20 protein-coding genes are annotated in these 20,696 nt (G+C 44.1%); 18 read left to right on the forward strand and 2 right to left on the reverse strand.

Annotation, left to right across the window (positions count from 1 at the left end; genetic code table 11):
• The 15 genes from Q7P67_RS01060 to Q7P67_RS01130 all read left to right on the forward strand — a co-directional run bounded on the left by Q7P67_RS01060 (nucleotide 1) and on the right by Q7P67_RS01130 (nucleotide 15,051).
• Nucleotides 1-633, forward strand: a complete 633-nt coding sequence (locus Q7P67_RS01060) for a protein phosphatase CheZ (RefSeq protein ID WP_303849828.1) — start codon at nucleotides 1-3, stop codon at nucleotides 631-633.
• A gap of 15 nt (nucleotides 634-648) precedes the next feature.
• The gene (locus Q7P67_RS01065; RefSeq protein ID WP_303849830.1) at nucleotides 649-2,724 is read left to right on the forward strand and encodes a hybrid sensor histidine kinase/response regulator; all 2,076 of its coding nucleotides are present in this window, start codon (nucleotides 649-651) and stop codon (nucleotides 2,722-2,724) included.
• A 52-nt stretch (nucleotides 2,725-2,776) separates the two neighbouring features.
• A complete protein-coding gene (locus tag Q7P67_RS01070) occupies nucleotides 2,777-3,013 on the forward strand; it encodes a hypothetical protein (RefSeq protein WP_303849832.1) in 237 nt (78 codons plus the stop codon).
• Nucleotides 3,014-3,068: 55 nt separating this feature from the next.
• Nucleotides 3,069-3,833, forward strand: coding sequence for an OmpA family protein (locus Q7P67_RS01075; RefSeq protein ID WP_303849834.1), 765 nt, complete (start codon nucleotides 3,069-3,071; stop codon nucleotides 3,831-3,833).
• Nucleotides 3,820-4,803 carry a hypothetical protein gene (locus Q7P67_RS01080; RefSeq protein WP_303849836.1) on the forward strand — a complete coding sequence of 328 codons (984 nt, stop codon included), beginning with the start codon at nucleotides 3,820-3,822 and terminating at the stop codon, nucleotides 4,801-4,803. The genes Q7P67_RS01075 and Q7P67_RS01080 overlap by 14 nt, the downstream gene beginning before the upstream one ends.
• 117 nt (nucleotides 4,804-4,920) lie before the next feature.
• A complete protein-coding gene (locus Q7P67_RS01085) occupies nucleotides 4,921-6,495 on the forward strand; it encodes a SpoIIE family protein phosphatase (protein ID WP_303849838.1) in 1,575 nt (524 codons plus the stop codon).
• An 11-nt stretch (nucleotides 6,496-6,506) separates the two neighbouring features.
• A complete protein-coding gene (locus tag Q7P67_RS01090) occupies nucleotides 6,507-6,827 on the forward strand; it encodes an STAS domain-containing protein (RefSeq protein WP_303849840.1) in 321 nt (106 codons plus the stop codon).
• A 3-nt stretch (nucleotides 6,828-6,830) separates the two neighbouring features.
• The gene (locus tag Q7P67_RS01095) at nucleotides 6,831-8,249 is read left to right on the forward strand and encodes a HEAT repeat domain-containing protein (RefSeq protein WP_303849842.1); all 1,419 of its coding nucleotides are present in this window, start codon (nucleotides 6,831-6,833) and stop codon (nucleotides 8,247-8,249) included.
• Nucleotides 8,246-9,079, forward strand: a complete 834-nt coding sequence (locus tag Q7P67_RS01100) for a protein-glutamate O-methyltransferase CheR (protein WP_303849844.1) — start codon at nucleotides 8,246-8,248, stop codon at nucleotides 9,077-9,079. The genes Q7P67_RS01095 and Q7P67_RS01100 overlap by 4 nt, the downstream gene beginning before the upstream one ends.
• 66 nt (nucleotides 9,080-9,145) lie before the next feature.
• Complete coding sequence (locus Q7P67_RS01105) at nucleotides 9,146-9,379, forward strand: hypothetical protein (RefSeq protein WP_303849846.1); 234 nt, start codon at nucleotides 9,146-9,148, stop codon at nucleotides 9,377-9,379.
• A 17-nt stretch (nucleotides 9,380-9,396) separates the two neighbouring features.
• Entirely contained in the window at nucleotides 9,397-10,161 is a 765-nt protein-coding gene (locus tag Q7P67_RS01110; RefSeq protein WP_303849848.1) for a hypothetical protein, read from the forward strand.
• A complete protein-coding gene (locus tag Q7P67_RS01115; RefSeq protein WP_303849849.1) occupies nucleotides 10,154-10,645 on the forward strand; it encodes a hypothetical protein in 492 nt (163 codons plus the stop codon). Before Q7P67_RS01110 ends, Q7P67_RS01115 begins: the two co-directional genes overlap by 8 nt.
• Nucleotide 10,646: 1 nt before the next feature.
• A complete protein-coding gene (locus Q7P67_RS01120; protein WP_303849851.1) occupies nucleotides 10,647-12,065 on the forward strand; it encodes a hypothetical protein in 1,419 nt (472 codons plus the stop codon).
• Complete coding sequence (locus tag Q7P67_RS01125) at nucleotides 12,065-13,231, forward strand: mechanosensitive ion channel family protein (protein ID WP_303849853.1); 1,167 nt, start codon at nucleotides 12,065-12,067, stop codon at nucleotides 13,229-13,231. Before Q7P67_RS01120 ends, Q7P67_RS01125 begins: the two co-directional genes overlap by 1 nt.
• A gap of 53 nt (nucleotides 13,232-13,284) precedes the next feature.
• Nucleotides 13,285-15,051 (forward strand): 2Fe-2S iron-sulfur cluster-binding protein, encoded by a 1,767-nt coding sequence (locus Q7P67_RS01130; RefSeq protein ID WP_303849855.1) that lies wholly within the window; start codon nucleotides 13,285-13,287, stop codon nucleotides 15,049-15,051.
• On the opposite strand, the gene Q7P67_RS01135 is transcribed toward Q7P67_RS01130, so the two are convergent.
• Nucleotides 15,041-15,406: a response regulator gene (locus tag Q7P67_RS01135; RefSeq protein WP_303849857.1), complete on the reverse strand. Its 366-nt coding sequence runs from the start codon at nucleotides 15,404-15,406 to the stop codon at nucleotides 15,041-15,043. The genes Q7P67_RS01130 and Q7P67_RS01135 overlap by 11 nt on opposite strands.
• Nucleotides 15,406-15,930 carry an RNA chaperone Hfq gene (hfq, locus tag Q7P67_RS13430; protein WP_295224127.1) on the reverse strand — a complete coding sequence of 175 codons (525 nt, stop codon included), beginning with the start codon at nucleotides 15,928-15,930 and terminating at the stop codon, nucleotides 15,406-15,408. Before hfq ends, Q7P67_RS01135 begins: the two co-directional genes overlap by 1 nt.
• Before the next feature lie 267 nt (nucleotides 15,931-16,197).
• On the opposite strand from hfq, the gene dnaN reads away from it, so the two are divergent.
• The 3 genes from dnaN to gyrB are packed head-to-tail and all read left to right on the forward strand — an operon-like array spanning nucleotide 16,198 to nucleotide 20,694.
• Nucleotides 16,198-17,304, forward strand: a complete 1,107-nt coding sequence (gene dnaN / locus Q7P67_RS01150) for a DNA polymerase III subunit beta (RefSeq protein WP_303849858.1) — start codon at nucleotides 16,198-16,200, stop codon at nucleotides 17,302-17,304.
• Nucleotides 17,304-18,335, forward strand: coding sequence for a DNA replication/repair protein RecF (locus tag Q7P67_RS01155; RefSeq protein ID WP_303849860.1), 1,032 nt, complete (start codon nucleotides 17,304-17,306; stop codon nucleotides 18,333-18,335). The genes dnaN and Q7P67_RS01155 overlap by 1 nt, the downstream gene beginning before the upstream one ends.
• Nucleotides 18,316-20,694, forward strand: coding sequence for a DNA topoisomerase (ATP-hydrolyzing) subunit B (gyrB, locus tag Q7P67_RS01160; protein WP_303849862.1), 2,379 nt, complete (start codon nucleotides 18,316-18,318; stop codon nucleotides 20,692-20,694). Before Q7P67_RS01155 ends, gyrB begins: the two co-directional genes overlap by 20 nt.
• The last annotated feature ends 2 nt before the right edge of the window (nucleotides 20,695-20,696 follow it).

Below are 20,696 nucleotides of genomic sequence, written 5' to 3' on the forward strand. Positions count from 1 at the left end.
ATGTCTGATTATAAAGACATAAACGAACTTCTGGACATAGCCAGAAACATCAACGAAGGAAATTATGACGTTGCAGGCGTTGACGTTAACGCTGAAAACGAGCTTTATCATATCGCACAGTATTTCAGCGAAGCCATAAACAAGCTGAAAGCCGTGTACGATACAGTGGAAGACAGCTATGAAGACCTTCCCGGTTTCGAAGACACTCTGAAAGCAATCATCGCAGACTCAAAAACCGCCTCTGAAAACGTTCTCACATGCGTTGACAAGATAAATTTCATCACAGACGACATCAGGGAAAACATACAAACAATAAAAAATCAGGTCGCTGCCGGACAATACGGGCAGGCAGGCGGAATCATCGACAGACTCCGCGACAAAGCCCTCGGCGGACAGGACACCTGTTTTGATATCATAGCATCTCTGGAATTTCAGGATATCACCAAGCAAAAAATAGATAAACTTGTTAAAATAATCTATGATCTTCAGGAAAGACTGGCTCACCTTGTTCTTATGTTCGGAATCAAAGAGAACAGGATAGACGTTCAGATGCTTGACAAGATAAAAGACAAAAAAGACCTTTTAAAAGACCAGAATCTTGTTGACGAACTCCTTAAAGAGTTCGGTCAGTAAGGTCCGGAGGACGCAATGAACAACGAAATGCAGGACCTTGTACAGGACTTTATTCTTGAAACCGACGAAATAATCGAAAGTCTCGATCAGGATCTTATCGAGCTTGAAAACAGAAAAAACGACTTTGATCTTCTGAATAAAATATTCAGGGCAGCGCATACCATGAAGGGCGCCTCCTCATTCCTCGGCTTCGACAAAATGAGCAGCGTTACCCACCATGCCGAAGAGATTCTCAACAAGCTGAGAAAGAACGAAATGCAGGTAACACCCGAAATAATGGACGTTCTGCTTGAATTCGTTGACGTTACAAAGACAATTCTTTCGGATATCAAAAACGGCACCAATACCGCAGTGACAGACGAAATAGTTGCGAAACTCAAACTTGCCAACGAAGGCAGACTCGGAATGGGCGGCGGCGGCGCATCCGCTTCGTCCAACGCAAAAAAAGAGAGCGTCGAGCAGGTGAAAAAAGCCGCTGTTGCCGTTGAGCAGACCATACGCGTGGACGTATCCCGCCTCGACTCGCTCATGAACCTTGTTGGAGAGCTTGTTCTCAGCCGTAACCGTATCGGTCAGATTTCCGGCGAGCTTGAAAAGAAATTCGAAGGTGAATATCTGGTCGAACAGCTTATGGAGACCACATCACAGATAGGTCTCATCTCCACAGAGCTTCAGCTTGCGGTGATGAAAACAAGAATGGTTCCCATCGGCAAAGTTTTCAACAAATTCCCCCGCATGGTTCGCGACCTCTGCCGCGACATGCAGAAAGATATAGACCTTGTCATAACAGGTGAAGAAACCGAACTTGATAAATCCGTTGTGGAAGAGATCGGCGACCCGCTTATGCACATGATAAGAAACGCTGTTGACCACGGTGTCGAAATTCCAGCGGAAAGACGCAAAAAAGGCAAACCCGACAAAGGTATCGTTAACCTCTCCGCTTATCACGAAGGCAACCACATCGTCGTTGAGATTAAAGACGACGGTAAGGGTCTCGACCCCGACATGCTTAAAAAGAAAGCTGTTGAAAAGAACGTCATTTCTCAGGAAGAGGCAAAAAACATGGATAACGAGACCGCATACGGTCTTATCTTCCGCCCCGGCTTCTCAACTGCGGCTCAGATAACCGACGTTTCAGGACGCGGCGTCGGCATGGACGTTGTTAAGACAAACATTGAAAAACTGAACGGTATCATAAATATAGAATCAGAGATCGGACACGGTACACGCTTCAAGATGAAGCTGCCCCTTACACTCGCCATCATTCAGGCACTCCTTGTGGAAGTGTCCGGCGAAGTACTCGCAATCCCGCTTGTTTCCGTTATAGAGACTGTGCGTATAAACGAAAAACAGATACACAGCTTTGAAGGACGCGAAGTTCTTAAACTCCGCGATTCCGTACTCAGCCTTATCCGTCTGAACGAGATTTACGAGTTTCAGGAATCCTATGACGAGGATATATACGTCGTCGTCGTCGGTATAGCTGAAAAGCGTCTCGGTTTCATAGTAAACAAACTTGTCGGACAGGAAGAGATTGTTATCAAATCTCTCGGCGAATACCTCAGTGGAAATGAAGGCATCGCAGGTGCCACAATCATGGGTGACGGCCGCGTAAGGCTCATCATAGACGTTGCAGGCGTAATGGAGATAGCCTCCAAAATGCCCAGAAGGTTCAGACAAAAGAAGAAAGCCGACTCCGGCAGAAAGAGCAACAACAAGATAACAGTTATGATAATCGACGATTCCGCCACCGACCGCAAGATAATCAGCAGGCTGCTCACATCCACCGGCTGGATGGAGACCAAAGAGGTTACAAGCGGTAAGGACGCCATAAAAGTCATAGACAAGGTTGACCCCGATATCGTCATTACGGACATCATGATGCCCGATATGGACGGTTACGAGGTAGCCCGCAGCCTCAGAGAAAAAGGCTACGACAAGCCCATTATCGCAGCATCAGGCAGGTCGGAGATTTCCGAGCGCAAAAAGATTTCGGCGGCAGGCATCGACGCTTTCCTCCTGAAGCCTCTGAACATGCAGATGCTGATGGATAAGATCGATGAGCTTATGGCGAACTCTTCTAACTCTTAGTTTAGTATTAATATTTTGCCGTACAGCAACGGCTAAAATTTATATTTACGAGGTGGTCACGGAAACACGGCGTTTCCAGACCGCCTCGAAACTCCAACCCACCGCATTTTTGCACTATTACGGCGGAAAAGATATTATTTACGAACTGACCGTCGTTGACGTCGTAAAAGGTGACGATTTTGAAGCAGCAGCAAAACAATTTAAACTTGATGAAAACAATTACCGTGACCTTTCTCCGAAGCATTCTAAGCCTAATTCTGATTTCCGTCGTTTTATCTGGTGGAGATAGTTTCGCAAACGAACGCAAATTTTACCGCGTTATTATTTCCCGCCCGGATTCGAACATGACGACACAAATGCGTGTATGGGCGGAATCTGAAGAGGAAGCCAGAGAGAACGTAGCTCTCAACGGATGGCAGATACTCTCCATTGAAGAATCCGCTCCGGGGGCACCCTATAACCCCAACATAAATACATCAAGAGGAACGGATGCCGCACAGACGGCGCCTTCCGACCACGAAGTAAATGTTACGAAACTGGGCGAAGGCGACATTCAGCCCATAGGCAAACTGTCTGTCAAAGACGGTTCCGACGTGGATTTCAAACTTAAACCCGGTCCCTGCCAGACCCTTGTCAAACTGGTGGTAAACGGTGAACAGGTGGATGTTTCCGACAGCTATTCACTTAAAAACATCAAAAAAGACACCTATGTTGTGGCTGTTTTTGAAAAGAACGGTAAAGAATGCGACTCCAACGGGATCAGGGACAAAGACCTGAAAGAGGTCGGCATAATCTATTTCGACCTTGGCAAGTTCAATACTAAACTGACACAGGACAACATCAATACCATCAGATCTCTGAACAAAAATAAAAAATATGTCATCATCGGTCACACAGACGATGTGAGAGTTATACCCAACGTAGAATACAAAGACAACATAGAGCTTTCCAATAAAAGAGCCGCCTTTGTTAAAGCAAAAATACTCCAAAACGGACTGCCAGGATCAACAATAAAAATGATGGGAATGGGTCCGGCATATCCCGTCGCACCCAACAGACCACAAGGACAGCCGTTAAACAGGCGCGCAGTGATATATGAGCGAAGATAACGGCGAACAGAAAATAACCTATCAGGACTTCTTTAACATAAAACTTAACAAGTTTTATGAATATGTTACAGAAGTCATGCATGATTTTACCTTCACAGTCCACAGAAGTATCAAGGACGAGGAGAGTAAACGCAGAATAGAGCTCTGGCGGTCGTCTAAAAGCGAAGAATCAGCAATGGTCTGGATTGAGATAGCCAGAAACGGTGAGGAAATTGACAGATTCGTATCCTCAGACGTTCTTAGAACCATGAACGAAGAGGGACTTACAAAACTCTTTTTCTTCACAAATTCAAACCTCGACGACGACACAAGGGATATACTTGACGGAAAAAACCACTACATCTTCACACCCGCTGACATTATAGAGACCCTTGAAGCGCTTGATATGAAGCGTGTGCCCACAAAAGCTGTTAAGAGACGGAAAACCGTAAAAATAGCTTCAGGTTTTTTCCAGATACGCAACTATCTGAAACAAAACCCGCCGAAAGGCAAAAAGGTATTCGTGAACACCAGTACCCTTTCCGATATGTGCGACCATTACGTGGTGATGTCACGACAGATTCTTAACGATATAGATCGCATCGACGATATTAATAACATGAGTCCGGAGCTGAAGGACAGATTTAAACGTGTTCAGGCAAAGCTGCTTCCGGAGCTTCGCAAAACACTCTTCTATAAGTTCACAGACAGATTTGAATACCTCGCTCAGACCATTTATAACGTACAGGAGAGCCTGATAATCTATATCGGTGCGCTCATAGAGATGGAATCCGAAGATGAACTTAACAACTCCCGCGAGAGGATAGAAAGGGAGCTTGGCGTCCTTAAAGAGATCGACGCGAAACTGGAGGAGTTTTACAACGAACAGATGAGCAAGGCGGAAAGCCTCAGCTACAGACTGCTTTACACCTCCATAGGTATTATAGTTTTCATGGCGGCGTTTTTCGGCATTATGATGTTAAAAAAGTAAAATATACCCGAAAGGTATGTTTATATAAATGCAAATAGTTTGATTTTTTAAAGATTATAATTTAAAATTACATAATTTTAAATTACTTAGCTCGAAAAGAACGCACCGTAGGGCAAAATGGAATACATCAAAGAGATATTAAACTACATCAGCGAAGTGGTGTTTGTCGTAAACGACAAATATCAGATACAGTATTGCAGCCCGCAGGTGAAAAACCTCACAGGCAAGCCGCCGGAGAAGATGAACGGCAAGAAATGCCATATGGTTCTTTTCAACAAAATGGAACCCTGCAAAGACTGCCAGCTCCAAAAGCTGCGTGAAAACAGGATTCCGATTGATATCGAACACGATACCATAACACACAGAGGATTCCGCAAACTCCTTTCGGCAAAGTTCATCACTCTGCCCAACGGCACCTATGCGGAGATACTGACGGATATCACCAGCACAAAAAAGCTGATAGACAAGCTGACACGCCATTCAAAAGAGCTGAAGGCGTCCAACGTTATCCTTAACCTTAAAAGAAAGGAAACAGAGAAGGAGCACCGCTTCATTCTTAAAACCATAAACTCTCTGAACGACGGCGTTATGGTTGTTAATCCAGACCTCTCCATCAACATGTCCAACACGGCGCTTCAGGAAATATGCGGACTTTTCCATGTAAGCATGTCCACCATAAAGTGCTACGAAGTTTACGGCTATACAGAACAATGCAAAGACTGCCCCCTGCTGGATCCGAAAAACGTCCGGTCATTCCGTGAGGCAGGCGGTAAGAAACTGACCGTAACCATGAACCACTTCGACAAATACATTGTCGAATCATTAAGGGACACAACAAAAGAACTGAAACTTATTGAAGAGATAAAGACCCAGCAGAGCGTTCTGCAGGAGAAACAGCGGCAGATGGCGCTTCTGAACGAAGACCTGCTGCGGATGAACGATAAACTTAAAACAGCCCATAAGATAATAGATGAAGAGCTTATGCAGGTGGGGCAGATTCAGGCGAGTCTGCTTCCGGAAAAGCTGCCCGAAATACCCGGATATGATTTCGGCGCTTTTTATACCCCTGCGGAACATGCAGGCGGCGATTATTACGACTGTATCGAGATGAGCAACGGCTACTGGGGTCTGGGCGTGGCGGACGTTTCCGGTCACGGCATCCCCGCATCCGTTATCATGGCGATAACACGCGCCATAATGCGTTCCTACACATATGACATCATCTCCTCGTCGGAGGCTGTTGCCATGGTGAACGAGATCCTCTGCGACAACATCCATACCAACGATTTTGTCACAATGTTCTATCTTGTTCTTGATTCTGCTAAAGGCGTTTGCAATTTTGCAAGCGCGGGACACAACCCTTTGCTGCTGTATGACAAGTCTGAAATGCTGGTTAAAAAAGTTTCTGCCCACGGAATGTTCCTCGGAGCGTTTGATATGGTAGAATATGAAGAGGGCACACTGACGCTGGACAGCGGAGACATAGTTTTCATGTACACAGACGGTCTGAACGAAGCTATGAACAGAAACCGCGAACAGTACGGCTATGACCAGCTTATTTCAAAAATCATGATGTTTTCGGCGCTCCCTGTAAGCGAGATGATCGACAACATCATGGAGGATGTCAGAGCATTTACACAGGGTCACCCCTTTGAAGATGATATCACGATACTGGCTTTTAAAAAACTTTAGGAGGATCTTAGATGTTTGATGTACAGGATAACGGCGGAAAAAAAGTTGTTTTTGTTAAAGGCGAAGTGAACGCACAGACGGGAAGCGAGCTGAAAAAAGGCATACTGGACCTCTATAACTCCGCTTCATCAGTAGTAATCTCTTTCAAAGGCGTTGTATATATGAACAGCTCCGGTCTCAGAGAGATAATCGACCTGCTGAAAAGCGTTAACAAACTTAAAAAAGAGCTGAAACTCTGCGAAATGTCAGCTGATATCCGCGAAATGTTCACCTTCACAGGTCTGGACAAAGTTTTCAAGATATACGATACGCAAGCTCAAGCACTGGGGTAATATATGTCTTATAAATTCACCCGATACGGTGATTTCCTCAAGATAATGGTGGAACAGGATGCCCCTTTCAAAGACCTTGAAGATGCCGCGCGCGAAATCGTGAACCTTAAAGATCTCAGGCGTATCAGTCTTGATCTGAAAAACTGCTACTACATCCAGAGTAAGGCACTCGCGGCGCTCATAGCCATGAAAAAGAACTCTGTCAAAATCGGTGCAGAGTTCATCATTTCAAACGTTTGCGATAACGTTTATCAGGTCATGGAAATGGCGAACCTTACGTCTTATTTCACCATAGAAGAGGACTTCTCCTCATACACACCCGATGAGCTGATGGAAAAATTCTTTCAGCCTGATTATGCAGACAGAGTTTCGGACTTTATAGCCGGTTCGTATTCCGATGAATTCCGCGCAAAGCTCCTTGAAATACTGGAAATGCCCGAACCCGAACTCAAATTTTACGCTATCCTTACAATGGGAAAGGCTCACGACTACAGCGCAGAGGAACGCATCAAACAGGAGTTGGACAGCGATATCCCGCTTATCGTCAAGGCTTCGGTTCTTGTTCTCGGCTGGTTTGGGGATTCAGGAAGCAAACAGAAGATTTATCAGGTACTTGAAACCGGAAACGAAGAGGTTGCTGAGGCTGCTGCGGCTTCAATTTCGCTGCTCAGCGACGAATCTGACGCCGAGAGACTCGGCAGGCTGCTCTCCAGCCACAGCAAGGTCATCCGCATAGCCGCTATTCAGGCTATGACGCTGATAAACGACGACAACTGTTTCGGGCTGCTTAAAGAAGCCCTGGACAATGAACAGGATGACGATGTTAAGGCAGTGCTCATCCGCGCCGTTTCATCCTTCAACAAAAGCGGAGTATCCGACATCCTCATAAAGGGGCTGGACAGCAAATCCATAAAAATACGCGAGGCTTCTGCCGGCGGACTTGCAAAAATAAGAGCCAAGGACAAACTTGAAGATATAATTTCGCGAATCACCGATACAGACGCATGGGTCGGCTATTTTGCTGTTAAAGCGTGCGGAGATATATGTTCCGCTTCCGAAGCCGACAGGCTCATGAACAGCTACGACAAGGTTGAGGAAAACGTAAAGCTCGCCATTGTCGAGGCGCTGGGTAAGATTCCCGGTGATTTCAGCGATTTCTATATGAGTATTCTGGACAACGGAAACGAGGATATCCGCAAGGAAGTGCTCTCCTCACTTCTCCACGACAACAGGGAGAACGCAAAGGAAGCAGCACTCAACCTTTTCGCAAACGACTCAAGCTGGATTGTGCGCTACAAAGCTCTGGAAATTCTTGAACAGCTCCGTCCGGAAGGATTCAGGGCTATGCTCACATCAAGGCTGGCTGTTGACGACAGCAAGTATGTTAAAGACAAGATACAGGCTGTACTGGAAGAAATATGATAACTGCTGCAACCATAAAAATCAAAGACGACGAGTTTGTGGAACTGAAAGACATCATCTATAAGAATGCCGCAATCTCGTTTGCGGACAGCAAGAAGTATCTTCTTGAAAACAGACTGTCCAAGAGGCTACAGGAACTCAACTTCACCAGTTTTAAGGACTACATCTATTACCTTAAATACGATGCCAAGAAACGTGAGGAGATGGAGGTTCTGCTCAATCAGGTGACCATCAACGAAACATATTTCCTGCGGGAAAGAGCGCAGATGGACCACATGATAAAAACAATAATTCCGGAACTTTTAAACTCCGGCAAAAGAAGCGTGCGCATCTGGTCTGCCGCCTGCTCCTCCGGCGAGGAACCCTATTCTCTTGCCATCCTTCTGAACGAGGCGGGTCTTTTTGCAAAGGCAAACATAGAAATTCTGGCGACTGATATCAACACGGAAGTGCTGAACATTGCCCAGCAGGGTCTTTACAGAACGATATCCTTCAGAGGCGTTCCGCCTATGATACAGGATAAATACTTTTCAAAAGACGGTTTCGCCTTCAAGCTGGATCCGAATATTATGAACAAGGTTAAGTTTTTTCAGGGCAACCTGCTTAACCCCATGATGAGCGTCAAGGTAGGAAGACTGGACATAATCTTTTGCAGAAACGTACTGATATATTTCGATATCCCTGCGAAGCAAAAGGTTATAGAGCTGTTTCATAAATCTCTCGGAATGCCCGGAACATTATATCTGGGTCACTCGGAAACACTGAACAAGATTTCCGAATCATTCAGAATGGAGAACTTCGGCGGCGGTATAATTTACAAAAAGATCTGAGGGTAAAATCATGGGATAGGTCCCATTGAGATCCAACACACAGTCATAGCTGAAAAGATTCAGGATGTGCAGCAGCGCAACGCTGACAACAAGGCTATGGTTGTGACCCATGAACAGCAGAATGAATTTAAGCACAAAGCCGAGTCCGTTAACCAAACCGACAAAGCGGAAGGCAAAACCATCGGTGACGAGGAAAGAAGAAAACAGGAACAGGAGCAGCGCAAAAATCATGAACGCCAAAAGCAGATTGCGCGGCGCCTTGTTAAAGATACGGGACATATTATTGATCTGGAAGCGTAAGAATGCAACTATGTAAATTGATTGTTATAAGTTCTGAGAAAGTTCAGGTTATCCAATGCCGGAGTGAAAATCCGGCATCTTTTGTAGTGCGCCCCGCAGGACTTGCCGAAGAGGACGCCCTAAACGCTCTCTATCTCCGTCTGGAGTGGTACGACAAAGACTTGCTCCATTATGCAGTGTGCGCCGTTAAAGAATTTTCTGACGGAAGCCTTGCTCTTTCTCCCATATCTGATGTTAAAAGGGATGAATCCGAACAGTTTCACATCATAGATACCTATGAGACAGTGGAATTCCGCCACGTTCACGAAAGCGAACTTGCGGACTATAAACAGAAGACGGACAACATAAACAGGCGTTTCCGTAACAGCCTCACTGCTCAGGTTAAAAATCTGCTTTCGGAGGAATCCGTTACCAATCAGTATATCTTTAAGCTGCTTTTGCAGATTGACGGCAAGCTGGACGAACTGCTCGCGCATAAACTCGACAGCAGTATTGACGGGCTTTATGAATGCAGACTGCTTGCCATGAGCGGCGCCGGACTTATTTTCACAACGGACAAAGCTGTACCCGGAGACTGTTTTTTCATACAATCAACGCCAAAATATACAAGCAACTTCATCTTCGCAGCTCTTTGCAGAGCCAAAGAGGTGATAAACGCTCCGGCAGGTGTTATTGTCATCTCCGATTTTGCTCATCTTGACGAAACGTCCAGAGATTCAATCGTACATTTTGTTTTCGAAAAAGAGCGTGAAAAACTTAAAAGGATAAGAGCTAATGTCTGAAGCTACATTGATAAGTCTGGCATTTTTTCTTATATGTGTCCTGTTTATAATGCTGCTCATAGCTTTCACAAAGATACACAACATACAGAAGAGCCTTGCCGACGTAAGCCCTAAAGATCTCTATCCTTTTATGGAGGAACTGCGAGAGCTTGTTATAGAATCAGAGAGAATAGCCGACAAACTTGAAGACGCCATCGCAAAAAAAGAAGAACTTCTTGAAGATATCTCAACTCTTGCCGAAGATAAATTAAAGCGGCTTGAAACAATAAAGGTTCCGGAAGAAAAACCGGTACTGAAACAGTATTACGCCATGCAGCAGAAACCCTCTGCCGCAGCGGAATCTATTTACTCTCAGGAGCCGCTGACAATGCGGGACAAGATCGCAGAGCTGATCCGCTCCGGTCTGCCGGATACTGAGATCGCATCAAGACTCGGAATATCCACAACAGAGGTACAGATAGTCAGAAAACTGGATATAGCCTGATATGGAAATAGTTAAACAGACTGTCCCACTGCAGCAGCAGGACACACAGGGACAGGAGGTCACCCTTAAAGAGGGTGAGGAAACGAACGTTGAGGTGCTGAAACGACTTCGCGCGGGCGGATTTCTTCTGTCTGTGAAGGGAAAGATTGTGTCTGCCGAGCTGGATTTCGAACCTTCATCCAAAAACTTTCAGGCGGTTGTCACAAAAGCGCCTAACGGCACTGCACAGTTAAGATTTTTTCCGCCTCTGCCGGAAAAGGCTGCGACAGTTTTTACACAGCCCTCAGCGGCACAGCCTCAGGATACTTTCACAAAGCAGCAGCCAATCTCTCAGCAAACACAGAATCAGCAGTCTGCCGTTAAACCGGAACTCACAGACCTGACTCTGCCAAAGACAGTACCGCAGGCACCGCCCCAAAACTCTCAGCAGACCCAGGAGGTCAGACAGCAGATAGGTACCGCTGTTGTCAAAGACGTGCGCGTCCTCTCTCAAAAGACAGAAATTGTTCTTCCGCAAACAGACTCCCAGAAACAGGTTCAGAACTCTCCCACACAGACAAATATACGACCGGCAGTTGCAGTTTTAGACAACAACACTGCAACAGCTCTTAAAATTCCGCTGAACTCGCTCCCTGCGTCAGACGGAGAGCCTGTTGAAATTCATATTGTTAAAATGACTGATAACGGAAAAACCCTTGTAAGCATAAAGGATACTCTTTTCGAAGTTAAGCTCGACCCTCAGCTTTTCAAAACACTCATAGCAGAAGCGAAGATTCAGACTGATTCCATCCTTCTGACTTTCTCAAAACTGCCGGTGGAAAATCTTAATCCGCAGTACGTTAAACAGCAGGTTTCAGGCTTTGATATTGAAAAGTTTATGCAGGCGTTCGGTAAGTTTACACGGACCGGCATGGAGGAAATGACTCCTCAGACACTGAAAGATGCTCTGAAAAACAGCGGACTCACCTTTGAAAACAAGCTGCTGAACGATCAGGATATCGCAGGAGACGAGAAATTCCGTGCACTGCTCACCGGGGACAGTCAGGCCAAAGACGGTATAACAAAGATGCAGCTCACCAACCTTGTGATTGCAGACGGGGTTATGTCGTTTCTTAAAACAAAGGACGAAAATGTCGGGGATACTCTTTTTAAGCTGAAACGCGGCGCCGACGGCTCAAACACTGTCTACGTTTCCACAAACTTTACAGAACTTGGGGAAACACTTATCGTCATCAAACAGGTTCAGAAAAATTTCACCGTATCAGTTAAAACTGAAAAAGATATTTCGGAATACATGGACGATATCCATGTTGATAACGGCACGGTACGGTGGTTCAAATTCAGTAAACAGGATCTGCATGTAATGAACCCTTCCAAAGAGTTTACTGCGGATATGGGTAATTTTGAGGTGATTATTTAATGAATCCGTATATTAAAAGTCTCATGGATTTCTTTGTTGAATCATCAGAATATTTCGCCGTGGGCGCAATAGCCTTTCTAAGCTATTTTATTATCAAAAAGGTGATGGTTCGCTATCTGCATAAACTATTTGAGAAAACCGAAAATAATTATGATGACATTCTTCTTGAATCCAACGTTTTCTCACAGCTCGCTTTTATAGCACCTGCACTGGTAATTATCTACTCTTCCGACATAATCAGCCTCCCCAAACACGTTACTCAGATTTTTTCAGCGTATATTGCTGCAAACATAACTATTTTCATAGTCAGGCTGCTCTCTGTACTTATAAAAATATATAATACGTTTGATATTTCAGCCCGCAGACCCATCAAAGGATACGTTCAGATGATTCAGGTGGTTGTGGGTTTCCTTGGCATAATCATCACTGTCTGCATGATCCTCGGTAAATCTCCTCTGGGTATACTGAGCGGTCTTGGTGCAATGACCGCCGTTCTTATGTTAATTTTCAAAGATACGATAATGTCTTTCATTGCAGGTGTTCAGATAATGTTCAACGATTCCGTGCACAAAGGCGACTGGATAGAAATGCCTGCTTTCGGCGTTGATGGTGTTGTAACAGATATTGCTCTTTACACCATAAAAGTGGAAAACTTTGATAAAACCATCGTAACGGTCCCGACAAGCAAACTTATAGATAACTCATTTAAAAACTGGCGCGGAATGCAGGAATCCGGCGGACGGCGAATAAAACGCACAATCGTTATAGACCAGTCCAGCATCAGGTTCCTGAAATCTGATGATATAGAACGTCTCAGTTCTTTCGAAATTATTAAGGACTATCTGGCAAATAAACTGCAGGATGACATAGATCCCACGGGAACTGATATTAACAGACGAAGGCTTACCAATATCGGTACTTTCAGAGCCTATGTTAAGCGCTATCTGGAAACCAATAGGAATATCCACAAGGAAATGACCCTTATCGTGCGCCAGATGGCGCCCTCGCCCGACGGACTCCCCATTGAAATTTACGCTTTCGTATGTGATACTGACTGGAGTTTCTATGAGGACGTGCAGGCAGATATTTTCGACCATCTGACCGCTATAATTACTGAGTTTGATCTCAGGATTTATCAGCATATTTCTGATAAAATTAGAGTTTGAGTGTTCAGGACTCTGCTTTTCTTCCGATTTAGTTTATACATCCGGGGGTTTATATGTTTTTTACCAGCAAGTATAAAGTGACAATAGCCAATAAAAACATAGTTCTTGAGGTAAAGCACGGCTCAAATCTTTATAAGGTTCTGCGCGAACACGACCTTATCGAAAGGATGCTCTGTGACGGCAGCAGCCAGTGCGGAAAATGCAAAGTAAAGATAACCGGTCCCGATGTCAATAAACCTACAAAAAAAGAACGTCTTGTTCTTGCTGAAACAAGTCTGGACGCCGGCATCCGTCTCGCATGTCAATACTCAATCAAATCAGCCATAACTGTAGACACTCAGGAACCCACTAAACGCGAAAACGTTAATCCCGGCATAATCAGCATGAAAATTGTTAAAAAATCAGGTGAGGTTGAGGAGAACGAATTCAAGCCTTTCCTCAATTCAGATCTTTTTGTGAGCCAGAGCGAAACCTCTGCCACGGAGCCTGTAAAAGTTCCTGAAAACTATGAGCCGGAGCTTATAGTTGACGATTTAATTGATGAACCGCTCGACGAATATGTTCCTGAAGAACGTGTTTCACATGAAACATTTGCTTTCACACCACAACCCGAAAAAGTTGCAGCTCCCGTTGCCGAAGAAGCTCCTGAACAGTCCTCCAGGCAGGAGGATACTATAAAGATAATTTCCCATATAAACGGAAATCTTGTTCAGGATGATTCGTATTCCAACGACGGACTGCTGCTTATCCAGCTTCCTGACGGCATACAGTATTATCATTACAGTGCCGGAATTGGAAATATAGCTTCAAAAGGGATGATAAAGTCAAATGAGCGGCTTGAAACACTCCTTGAAAAACAGCTTGTTTCAGATTTCATTTACAACAACATAAACATAAAAGATGTTGAGCGCGTAATCATAATGCTGGACGATTGTTATTTTGAAGGCAAAGAGCTCTTCAATCTTGTCATATACACGTCAATCCATATTGGGACTTTTCTCATAGAGGTACTCCAGCCAATACAGAACCACAGGGATATGGTGCGTTTCATGCGGTTTGTAAACCAAACACCCGGTAAGCGCCTGCTTATCCCGCTTGATTCCATGGAGAAGGCTTATTTCATGGACGAAGGCAACCTTTTTGAATTGGAATCCACTAACACAGGGTACGACGGGCTGCTCTCAATGAGCGAGTTTAACGGCAAAAACCCTGTGATAGGTCTAAGCGACGATCTTCTTGAAACAACTATTAAAGATAATTTTCATCAGCCGGATTCAATATCTTTTACAGTTTTTTTCCACACTGCGGTAATATTCATGAAAACCGGTCTCGCAGACAAACGTCTCCAACTTAGGGAACGTTCGGATGTTATGGATCTGATGCCCCTTGAGATTACTGTTAAGCTCGGCAAACATGACGGACTCAAGCGTTTCAACATATACCGCAAGCAGGGATGCGACCTTTATATTGACCAGAACGCACTTAACAGTCTAAACCGATTCCGCCTTTTTATAAGATCTGTGATAGGCTATGCGGAAAAACGCTTCAGCACCATAGACAACATAGTTTTTTATACACTGACAGACAGCGCCACACTTGCAGACGACCTGCAGTCGTTGTCCGCGGTTCCGAAGAAGTATGAAAAACGTATAAAAACGTTCTCAGGTGATCCGTCAATATATGCTGTACAATTCTTTCAGGAGAAAGATATACAGGTATATTTCTCAAAAAGATTCGGCACCCACGAAGTTATTAACCTTGACGAGGATGCCGCGTTTATTGATATGCAGAAAGAGTGCGAGCAGAAGATTATTTCCTGAAAAGCTCACTGATAGCCGCATCGAGGTCAGCGGCGCGAACAGGTTTGTTCAGATATATGCAGGCTCCAAGATTTTCGGAGTCCTTGAAGGATTTATACGAACCGAAAGCCGTTATCACTATCACTTTCGCAACGATCCCCCTTTCCTGCATCTTTTCCATAAACTCAAGCCCGTTGAGCTTGGGCATACGCAAGTCAGTCACAATTAGATCATAGCCGCCTTTCTCAGCCTTAAACAGTCCGTCCAGACCGTCCACAGCCATATCAACCTCATAACCGCCCATTTTAAGTATCTCGGCATAACCGAGTCTGGTGTGTTCTTCGTCATCAACAACAAGAATTTTCAGATTTTCCATTATCTCTCGCCGTCATATTTAATAATTTCCCCTGTCTGATATATGGGGTATATGGTAGAAATCGTGTTTTTATATACGAGCTGCTGGCGACCTTCAAATGATGTCAGCAGAGTGTAGTTATCGAAACCGATAAGGCTTCCGCGTATTTTAACTCCGTTAATCAGAAAGCTGACTATCGGAGAGCGGGATTTACGAACTTCGTTCAGAAAGATATCCTGCATAGGCGGACGCGTGTGTTTTGGGTGTCTGCCCTGATGCGCGCTGTAATAGATTTTAGATATAAAGTCGATATCAACAACCGTCTTTGCAGCGGCAACTGTTGCAATGTCGTTTTTCGAAAGCAGAATCTTAATTTCAGCATCGTCCAGAAGGATATGGTATGGATCGAAATCCATCACTCTGCCTCTGAATCTTTCCTTGTTCTTCATTATAAACATGAGCGGTATCTTGCGCGTTCTTGCATTGTGCATAAACACAAATTCTATCTGCGCATGGAATGACGCTCCCGAAGCGGAATTATCCATGGAAACTCTCCCCTTTGATTGTATCTTAGCAGATTATAAATTGTTTATCCGTGTTTACAAGTTTTAATTTAATCCACATTGTTTATTTATGAAAATTACGCCTTTTCTTTTAATGTTTATCCGGTTGAAAGTCACTGTCATGTTTTCAACATTTCTGTACAAGCAAAAATCCTTGACAAATTTGGCGTAAATCGCTTGTCAACAATTTCCAAATAGCTTATTATTACTACGACTAAATAAAAAAATATAAGAATAAGAGGAATGAGTATGCGTTTTAAGGCGGTTAAAGATGAAATATATCCTTTCATCCAATATGCTAACAACTTTACAAGCCCCAAAAACCTCAATACTATTCTGCAAAACATATATATAGAAGCAGAAGCGGACGGAGTTACACTGCGCGCAACAGATATGCAGGTCGGTTTCTCCGGAAAACTTGACGTAAGCGTCGAAACCACCGGCATAGCTACTGTATCCGGCAAAAAACTTCTTGATATCGTAAAAGAGATTCCAGACGGTTCTGTTATAGATTTCTTTTTCGACGGCTCAAAAATCAATATCAGTGCCGGAAGATCAAATTTCAAGCTCTCAACTATAAGCCATGAAATTTTCCCGACAATGGCTGAAATAACTCCTGAGTACAGCCTCAAAATCAAAAGCGCTCTTCTTCTGGACCTTATAAAGAAAACCAGCTTCTGCATCTCTACAGACGCTTCAAAAATTGAATATACAGGTGCTCATCTTGCAGTTTACGGAAACAAGCTGGAAGTATCTGCAGCGGACTTCCAGAGAATAGCAACCAGCAGCATCACTTTTGACGATGAATACGCTAATGAATTCATCATCAATATACCCAGAAAAACTGTTATAGAACTTATTAAAATACTTGAACACGATGAATATGTCGAAATTGACACAGACAGAAAGCAGATTATCTTCAAAATAGGAACGATACAGATTTATTCCAAGCTGATAGAAAAATACATTAAGAGTATTACAAAACTGTTCTCCAATGAATTTCCTTTAGAGGCAAGACTCAAACGTTCCGAATTTCTCGATGTTATTAAACGTGTTTCAGCCATCACCAGCGAAATAACTCACGGTGTGGTTCTGTCTTTCAAAGAAGACAGCCTCACTCTTTACAGCCTTGAAACTGAATACGGCGCAGGCAACGAAACGGTTGAAGACTATGAATACAAAGGAAATCCCATTGATATAATTTTCAACTCAAAGCATATGGTCGAAATGATAAATAACATCGATACAGATTATTTTATCCTGAAAATGATTGCGGATAGAAACCCTGCAGTCCTGCTTCCTGATACAGGAGAATATAAATATCTTGTGGTTCCTATTTCCATCAACAGGTTCTGATGTATACACGACGGGTCAGACTCGTTAATTTCAGAAACCACAGTGATTCAGTTTATGACTTTAAAAAATATAACTACATTCAGGGCGACAACGGCAGCGGCAAAACTTCTGTTCTTGAAGCCCTTTATGTTTTATTCAACTTAAAAAGTTTCAGACCCCAGCCGGTAAACCGCGCAATCAGCTTTCATATGCCCTTCTGTGAGATATCAGCAAAATGCGAAGACGACGGATATGAAAAAACTTTCAGATACCGATACGATACAAAAGCAGACCTTCGCGATGAAAATGGAAAGATATCAAATAAAACTGCATACCTCTTGCAACACCCAGTTATCTGTTATTCACCTGAATACAGACAGATTGTATCAGACGATCAGGAGGACAGGCGCAGATTCATAGACAGAACAGCCTTTCAGCTTGATATTTCTCACTTTGACAGGCTCACTGAATTAAAGCATCTAAATTCTATGAAATACGTTGAGCTAAAAAAGGAGCATCTTGACAGAGTATATATCGATGCTCTGAACGAAAAAATAGTCTCAGTTTCAAAAAAGATCACTCAGGCAAGGCAAGGAGCCGTTGAGAAGATAAATAATCATCTCAGAGGCTTTTATTCCCTTCTTAAAGATAACGACGGTTTTATGCTCGATATAAGAACCAACAGTTTCCGTACTGAAATACTTTCTAAGGAGTTGGAGGACAGAAGGGTTGTCTACGGCGCATCCCGCGATAAACTGTACTGTCTTTCCGAAGGCAGAATATATGACAGGTTTTCATCATTCGGTCAAAAGAAAACCTTTGTTCTTCTAACCCTTGCTGCAGGGCTTAAAGTGCTTGAAGAAAATGGCAGAAATGGTATAATAACCTTTCTGGACGACTTCGAAGCGGGACTTGACGAAAACCGCATCAGGAAAGTGTTTGAGATGTTTTCGTCCAGCTCTCAGATTTTTGTTACCGGGGTAAAAAATCACTACTTTTCTGACTTACATTCAATAAGGATACAGGTGAAAAATGACGAACACTCCCAATAATTACAGCGAAGACAGTATCCGGGTGCTCGAAGGGCTTGAGGCGGTTCGCCAACGCCCCGGAATGTACATCGGGTCAGTCGGCTCCAGGGGTCTGCACCACCTTGTTTACGAGGTTGTTGACAACTCAATCGACGAGGCTTCCGCCGGATACTGCAACAACATCAACGTAATTATCCACATAGACGGCTCTGTTACAGTTGAAGATGACGGAAGGGGTATCCCTGTCGGTATGCACCCCACTGCCGGCAAACCCACTGTTGAGGTAGTTATGACCGTTCTGCACGCAGGCGGTAAGTTTGACAGCGGTTCTTATTTTGCATCCGGCGGTCTCCACGGCGTCGGTGTTTCCGTTGTTAACGCACTCAGTGAATTTCTTGAGGTCACCGTCCGCAGAGAAGGCGGCGTGTACTACCAGAAATATGAACGAGGCAAGCCTGTTACGGAGTTTAAGCGTATAGGCGACACTCAGAAGAATGGCACAAAGATTACATTTAAGCCGGACGCTCAGATTTTCGAAACTCTTGATTTTTCTTATGAAACCCTTTCCAGAAGGCTCAGAGAGCTTGCTTTCCTTAACAGCGGACTGCGCATAAAGGTAAGCGACGAGCGTTTCGATCATGCAGATGAGTATCATGCGGAAGGCGGTATAGTCAGCTATATCAAATTCCTGAATAAGACAAAATCTCTTATCCTCGACGAACCGATATACTATTCTGAAATGACAGATGACAGGATTCAGGTTGAGTTTGCGATACTTTACAACGACAGCTATGTCGAGACCCTCTACTCATATGTCAACAATATCCACACAGAGGAGGGAGGCACCCATGAGGCAGGCTTTAAGGCAGCTTATACAAAAGTTTTCAACAACTTTGTCAACAAGTATAACCTTATAAAAGAGAAGCTGACTCTCACAGGCGATGATGTCCGCGAGGGTATGTCTGCAATTATTTCCGTAAGGCTTAATGAACCTGTTTTCGAAGGTCAGACCAAGACAAAATTAGGATCAAGCTCCGCAAGAAACGCTGTTGAATCTGTAATGAGCAGGTTCCTTCAGGATTTCTTTGAAGAAAATCCAACCATCGTTAAAAAAATACTCGATAAGGCTTTACAGGCGTACAGAGCGAGAGAGGCAGCACGCAAGGCGAAGGAACTTACCAGACGTAAGAACGTTCTTGAAGTATCCACTCTACCCGGAAAACTTGCCGACTGTCAGGAGAAGGATCCTGCAAACTCTGAACTATTCATTGTCGAGGGTGATTCTGCTGGAGGTTCTGCGAAACAGTGCCGCGACAGACGTACTCAGGCTATTCTGCCACTGAAAGGTAAGATACTTAACGTTGAAAAGGCGAGATTTGATAAACTGCTTTCAAGTGCTGAGATAAGAACTCTCATCACTGCGCTGGGAACCAGCATCGGTGATAAGGATTTCAATATCGAAAAGCTCCGTTATCACAAGATCATAATCATGACCGATGCCGACGTCGACGGTGCGCACATTTCCACACTGCTTATGACATTCTTCTTCCGTCATATGCGTATGATAATTGAGCGCGGATATCTTTATCTTGCTGCACCTCCTCTTTATAAAGTTAAAAAGGGTAAGTCTGAGAGATACATACAGAATGAAGACGAGATGGAGGACTATCTGCTCGACCTTGGTCTGGAAGACGTTGAGATCCACGGTGTAAACCGCAACAGATATAAAGAGCTTCTGATAAACCTTATAAAAGTGAACCGTATGGTAACAAAATATGAGAAAAAAGGTTTCGGCAGAAGACTTGTAAAGGCTCTTGCAACCTATGAAGGACTTGATTTTACTAGACTTGAGGAAGAGACCTTCGTGAGAGATATGTTCGCAGCTCTTGAAAACGGCGGATGCCTGAAATCTTACGTTAAAACTGATATCGGATTTAACCCTGAGTTCGGCAGGTACAACATAACTCTTGAAAGCAATTCCAACACACTTGCGATAAACACTGATCTGCTCTCCACTCCGGAGTTCAGAGAGCTGCGCAGGCTTGGTAATTTCCTGAAAGAGATAGGTGACGCACCTTATAAAATTAAAGTTGGCGAAGAGATAATGAATTTCGAGACTCTTACCGAGTTCGTAGGATTCATTGAGGCACGCGGCAAGAAGGGACTTAATATTCAGCGATATAAGGGTCTTGGTGAGATGAACCCCGAACAGCTCTGGGAAACCACTGTAGATCCTGAAAGACGTACCCTTTATCAGGTGCGCATCGAGGATGCGGAAGTTGCGAGCGAACTTTTCACTCTGCTTATGGGTGACGTTGTTGCGCCGCGCCGCGAATTTATTGAAAACAACGCTCTTAACGTTAGAAATCTGGATGTCTAGGT

It is taken from the genome of Seleniivibrio woodruffii, assembly GCF_029267515.1.
Taxonomy (GTDB): Bacteria; Chrysiogenota; Deferribacteres; order Deferribacterales; family Geovibrionaceae; genus Seleniivibrio; species Seleniivibrio woodruffii_A.

Excerpts from the sequence above, each read along its gene's own strand:
- Q7P67_RS01060 (WP_303849828.1), top strand. The coding sequence starts at position 1 with ATGTCTGATTATAAAGACATAAACGAACTTCTGGACATAGCCAGAAAC.
- Q7P67_RS01065 (WP_303849830.1), top strand. The coding sequence starts at position 649 with ATGAACAACGAAATGCAGGACCTTGTACAGGACTTTATTCTTGAAACC.
- Q7P67_RS01075 (WP_303849834.1), top strand. The coding sequence starts at position 3,069 with ATGACGACACAAATGCGTGTATGGGCGGAATCTGAAGAGGAAGCCAGA.
- Q7P67_RS01080 (WP_303849836.1), top strand. The coding sequence starts at position 3,820 with ATGAGCGAAGATAACGGCGAACAGAAAATAACCTATCAGGACTTCTTT.
- Q7P67_RS01085 (WP_303849838.1), top strand. The coding sequence starts at position 4,921 with ATGGAATACATCAAAGAGATATTAAACTACATCAGCGAAGTGGTGTTT.
- Q7P67_RS01090 (WP_303849840.1), top strand. The coding sequence starts at position 6,507 with ATGTTTGATGTACAGGATAACGGCGGAAAAAAAGTTGTTTTTGTTAAA.
- Q7P67_RS01095 (WP_303849842.1), top strand. The coding sequence starts at position 6,831 with ATGTCTTATAAATTCACCCGATACGGTGATTTCCTCAAGATAATGGTG.
- Q7P67_RS01100 (WP_303849844.1), top strand. The coding sequence starts at position 8,246 with ATGATAACTGCTGCAACCATAAAAATCAAAGACGACGAGTTTGTGGAA.
- Q7P67_RS01115 (WP_303849849.1), top strand. The coding sequence starts at position 10,154 with ATGTCTGAAGCTACATTGATAAGTCTGGCATTTTTTCTTATATGTGTC.
- Q7P67_RS01120 (WP_303849851.1), top strand. The coding sequence starts at position 10,647 with ATGGAAATAGTTAAACAGACTGTCCCACTGCAGCAGCAGGACACACAG.
- Q7P67_RS01125 (WP_303849853.1), top strand. The coding sequence starts at position 12,065 with ATGAATCCGTATATTAAAAGTCTCATGGATTTCTTTGTTGAATCATCA.
- Q7P67_RS01130 (WP_303849855.1), top strand. The coding sequence starts at position 13,285 with ATGTTTTTTACCAGCAAGTATAAAGTGACAATAGCCAATAAAAACATA.
- Q7P67_RS01135 (WP_303849857.1), bottom strand. The coding sequence starts at position 15,406 with ATGGAAAATCTGAAAATTCTTGTTGTTGATGACGAAGAACACACCAGA.
- hfq (WP_295224127.1), bottom strand. The coding sequence starts at position 15,930 with ATGGATAATTCCGCTTCGGGAGCGTCATTCCATGCGCAGATAGAATTT.
- dnaN (WP_303849858.1), top strand. The coding sequence starts at position 16,198 with ATGCGTTTTAAGGCGGTTAAAGATGAAATATATCCTTTCATCCAATAT.
- Q7P67_RS01155 (WP_303849860.1), top strand. The coding sequence starts at position 17,304 with ATGTATACACGACGGGTCAGACTCGTTAATTTCAGAAACCACAGTGAT.
- gyrB (WP_303849862.1), top strand. The coding sequence starts at position 18,316 with ATGACGAACACTCCCAATAATTACAGCGAAGACAGTATCCGGGTGCTC.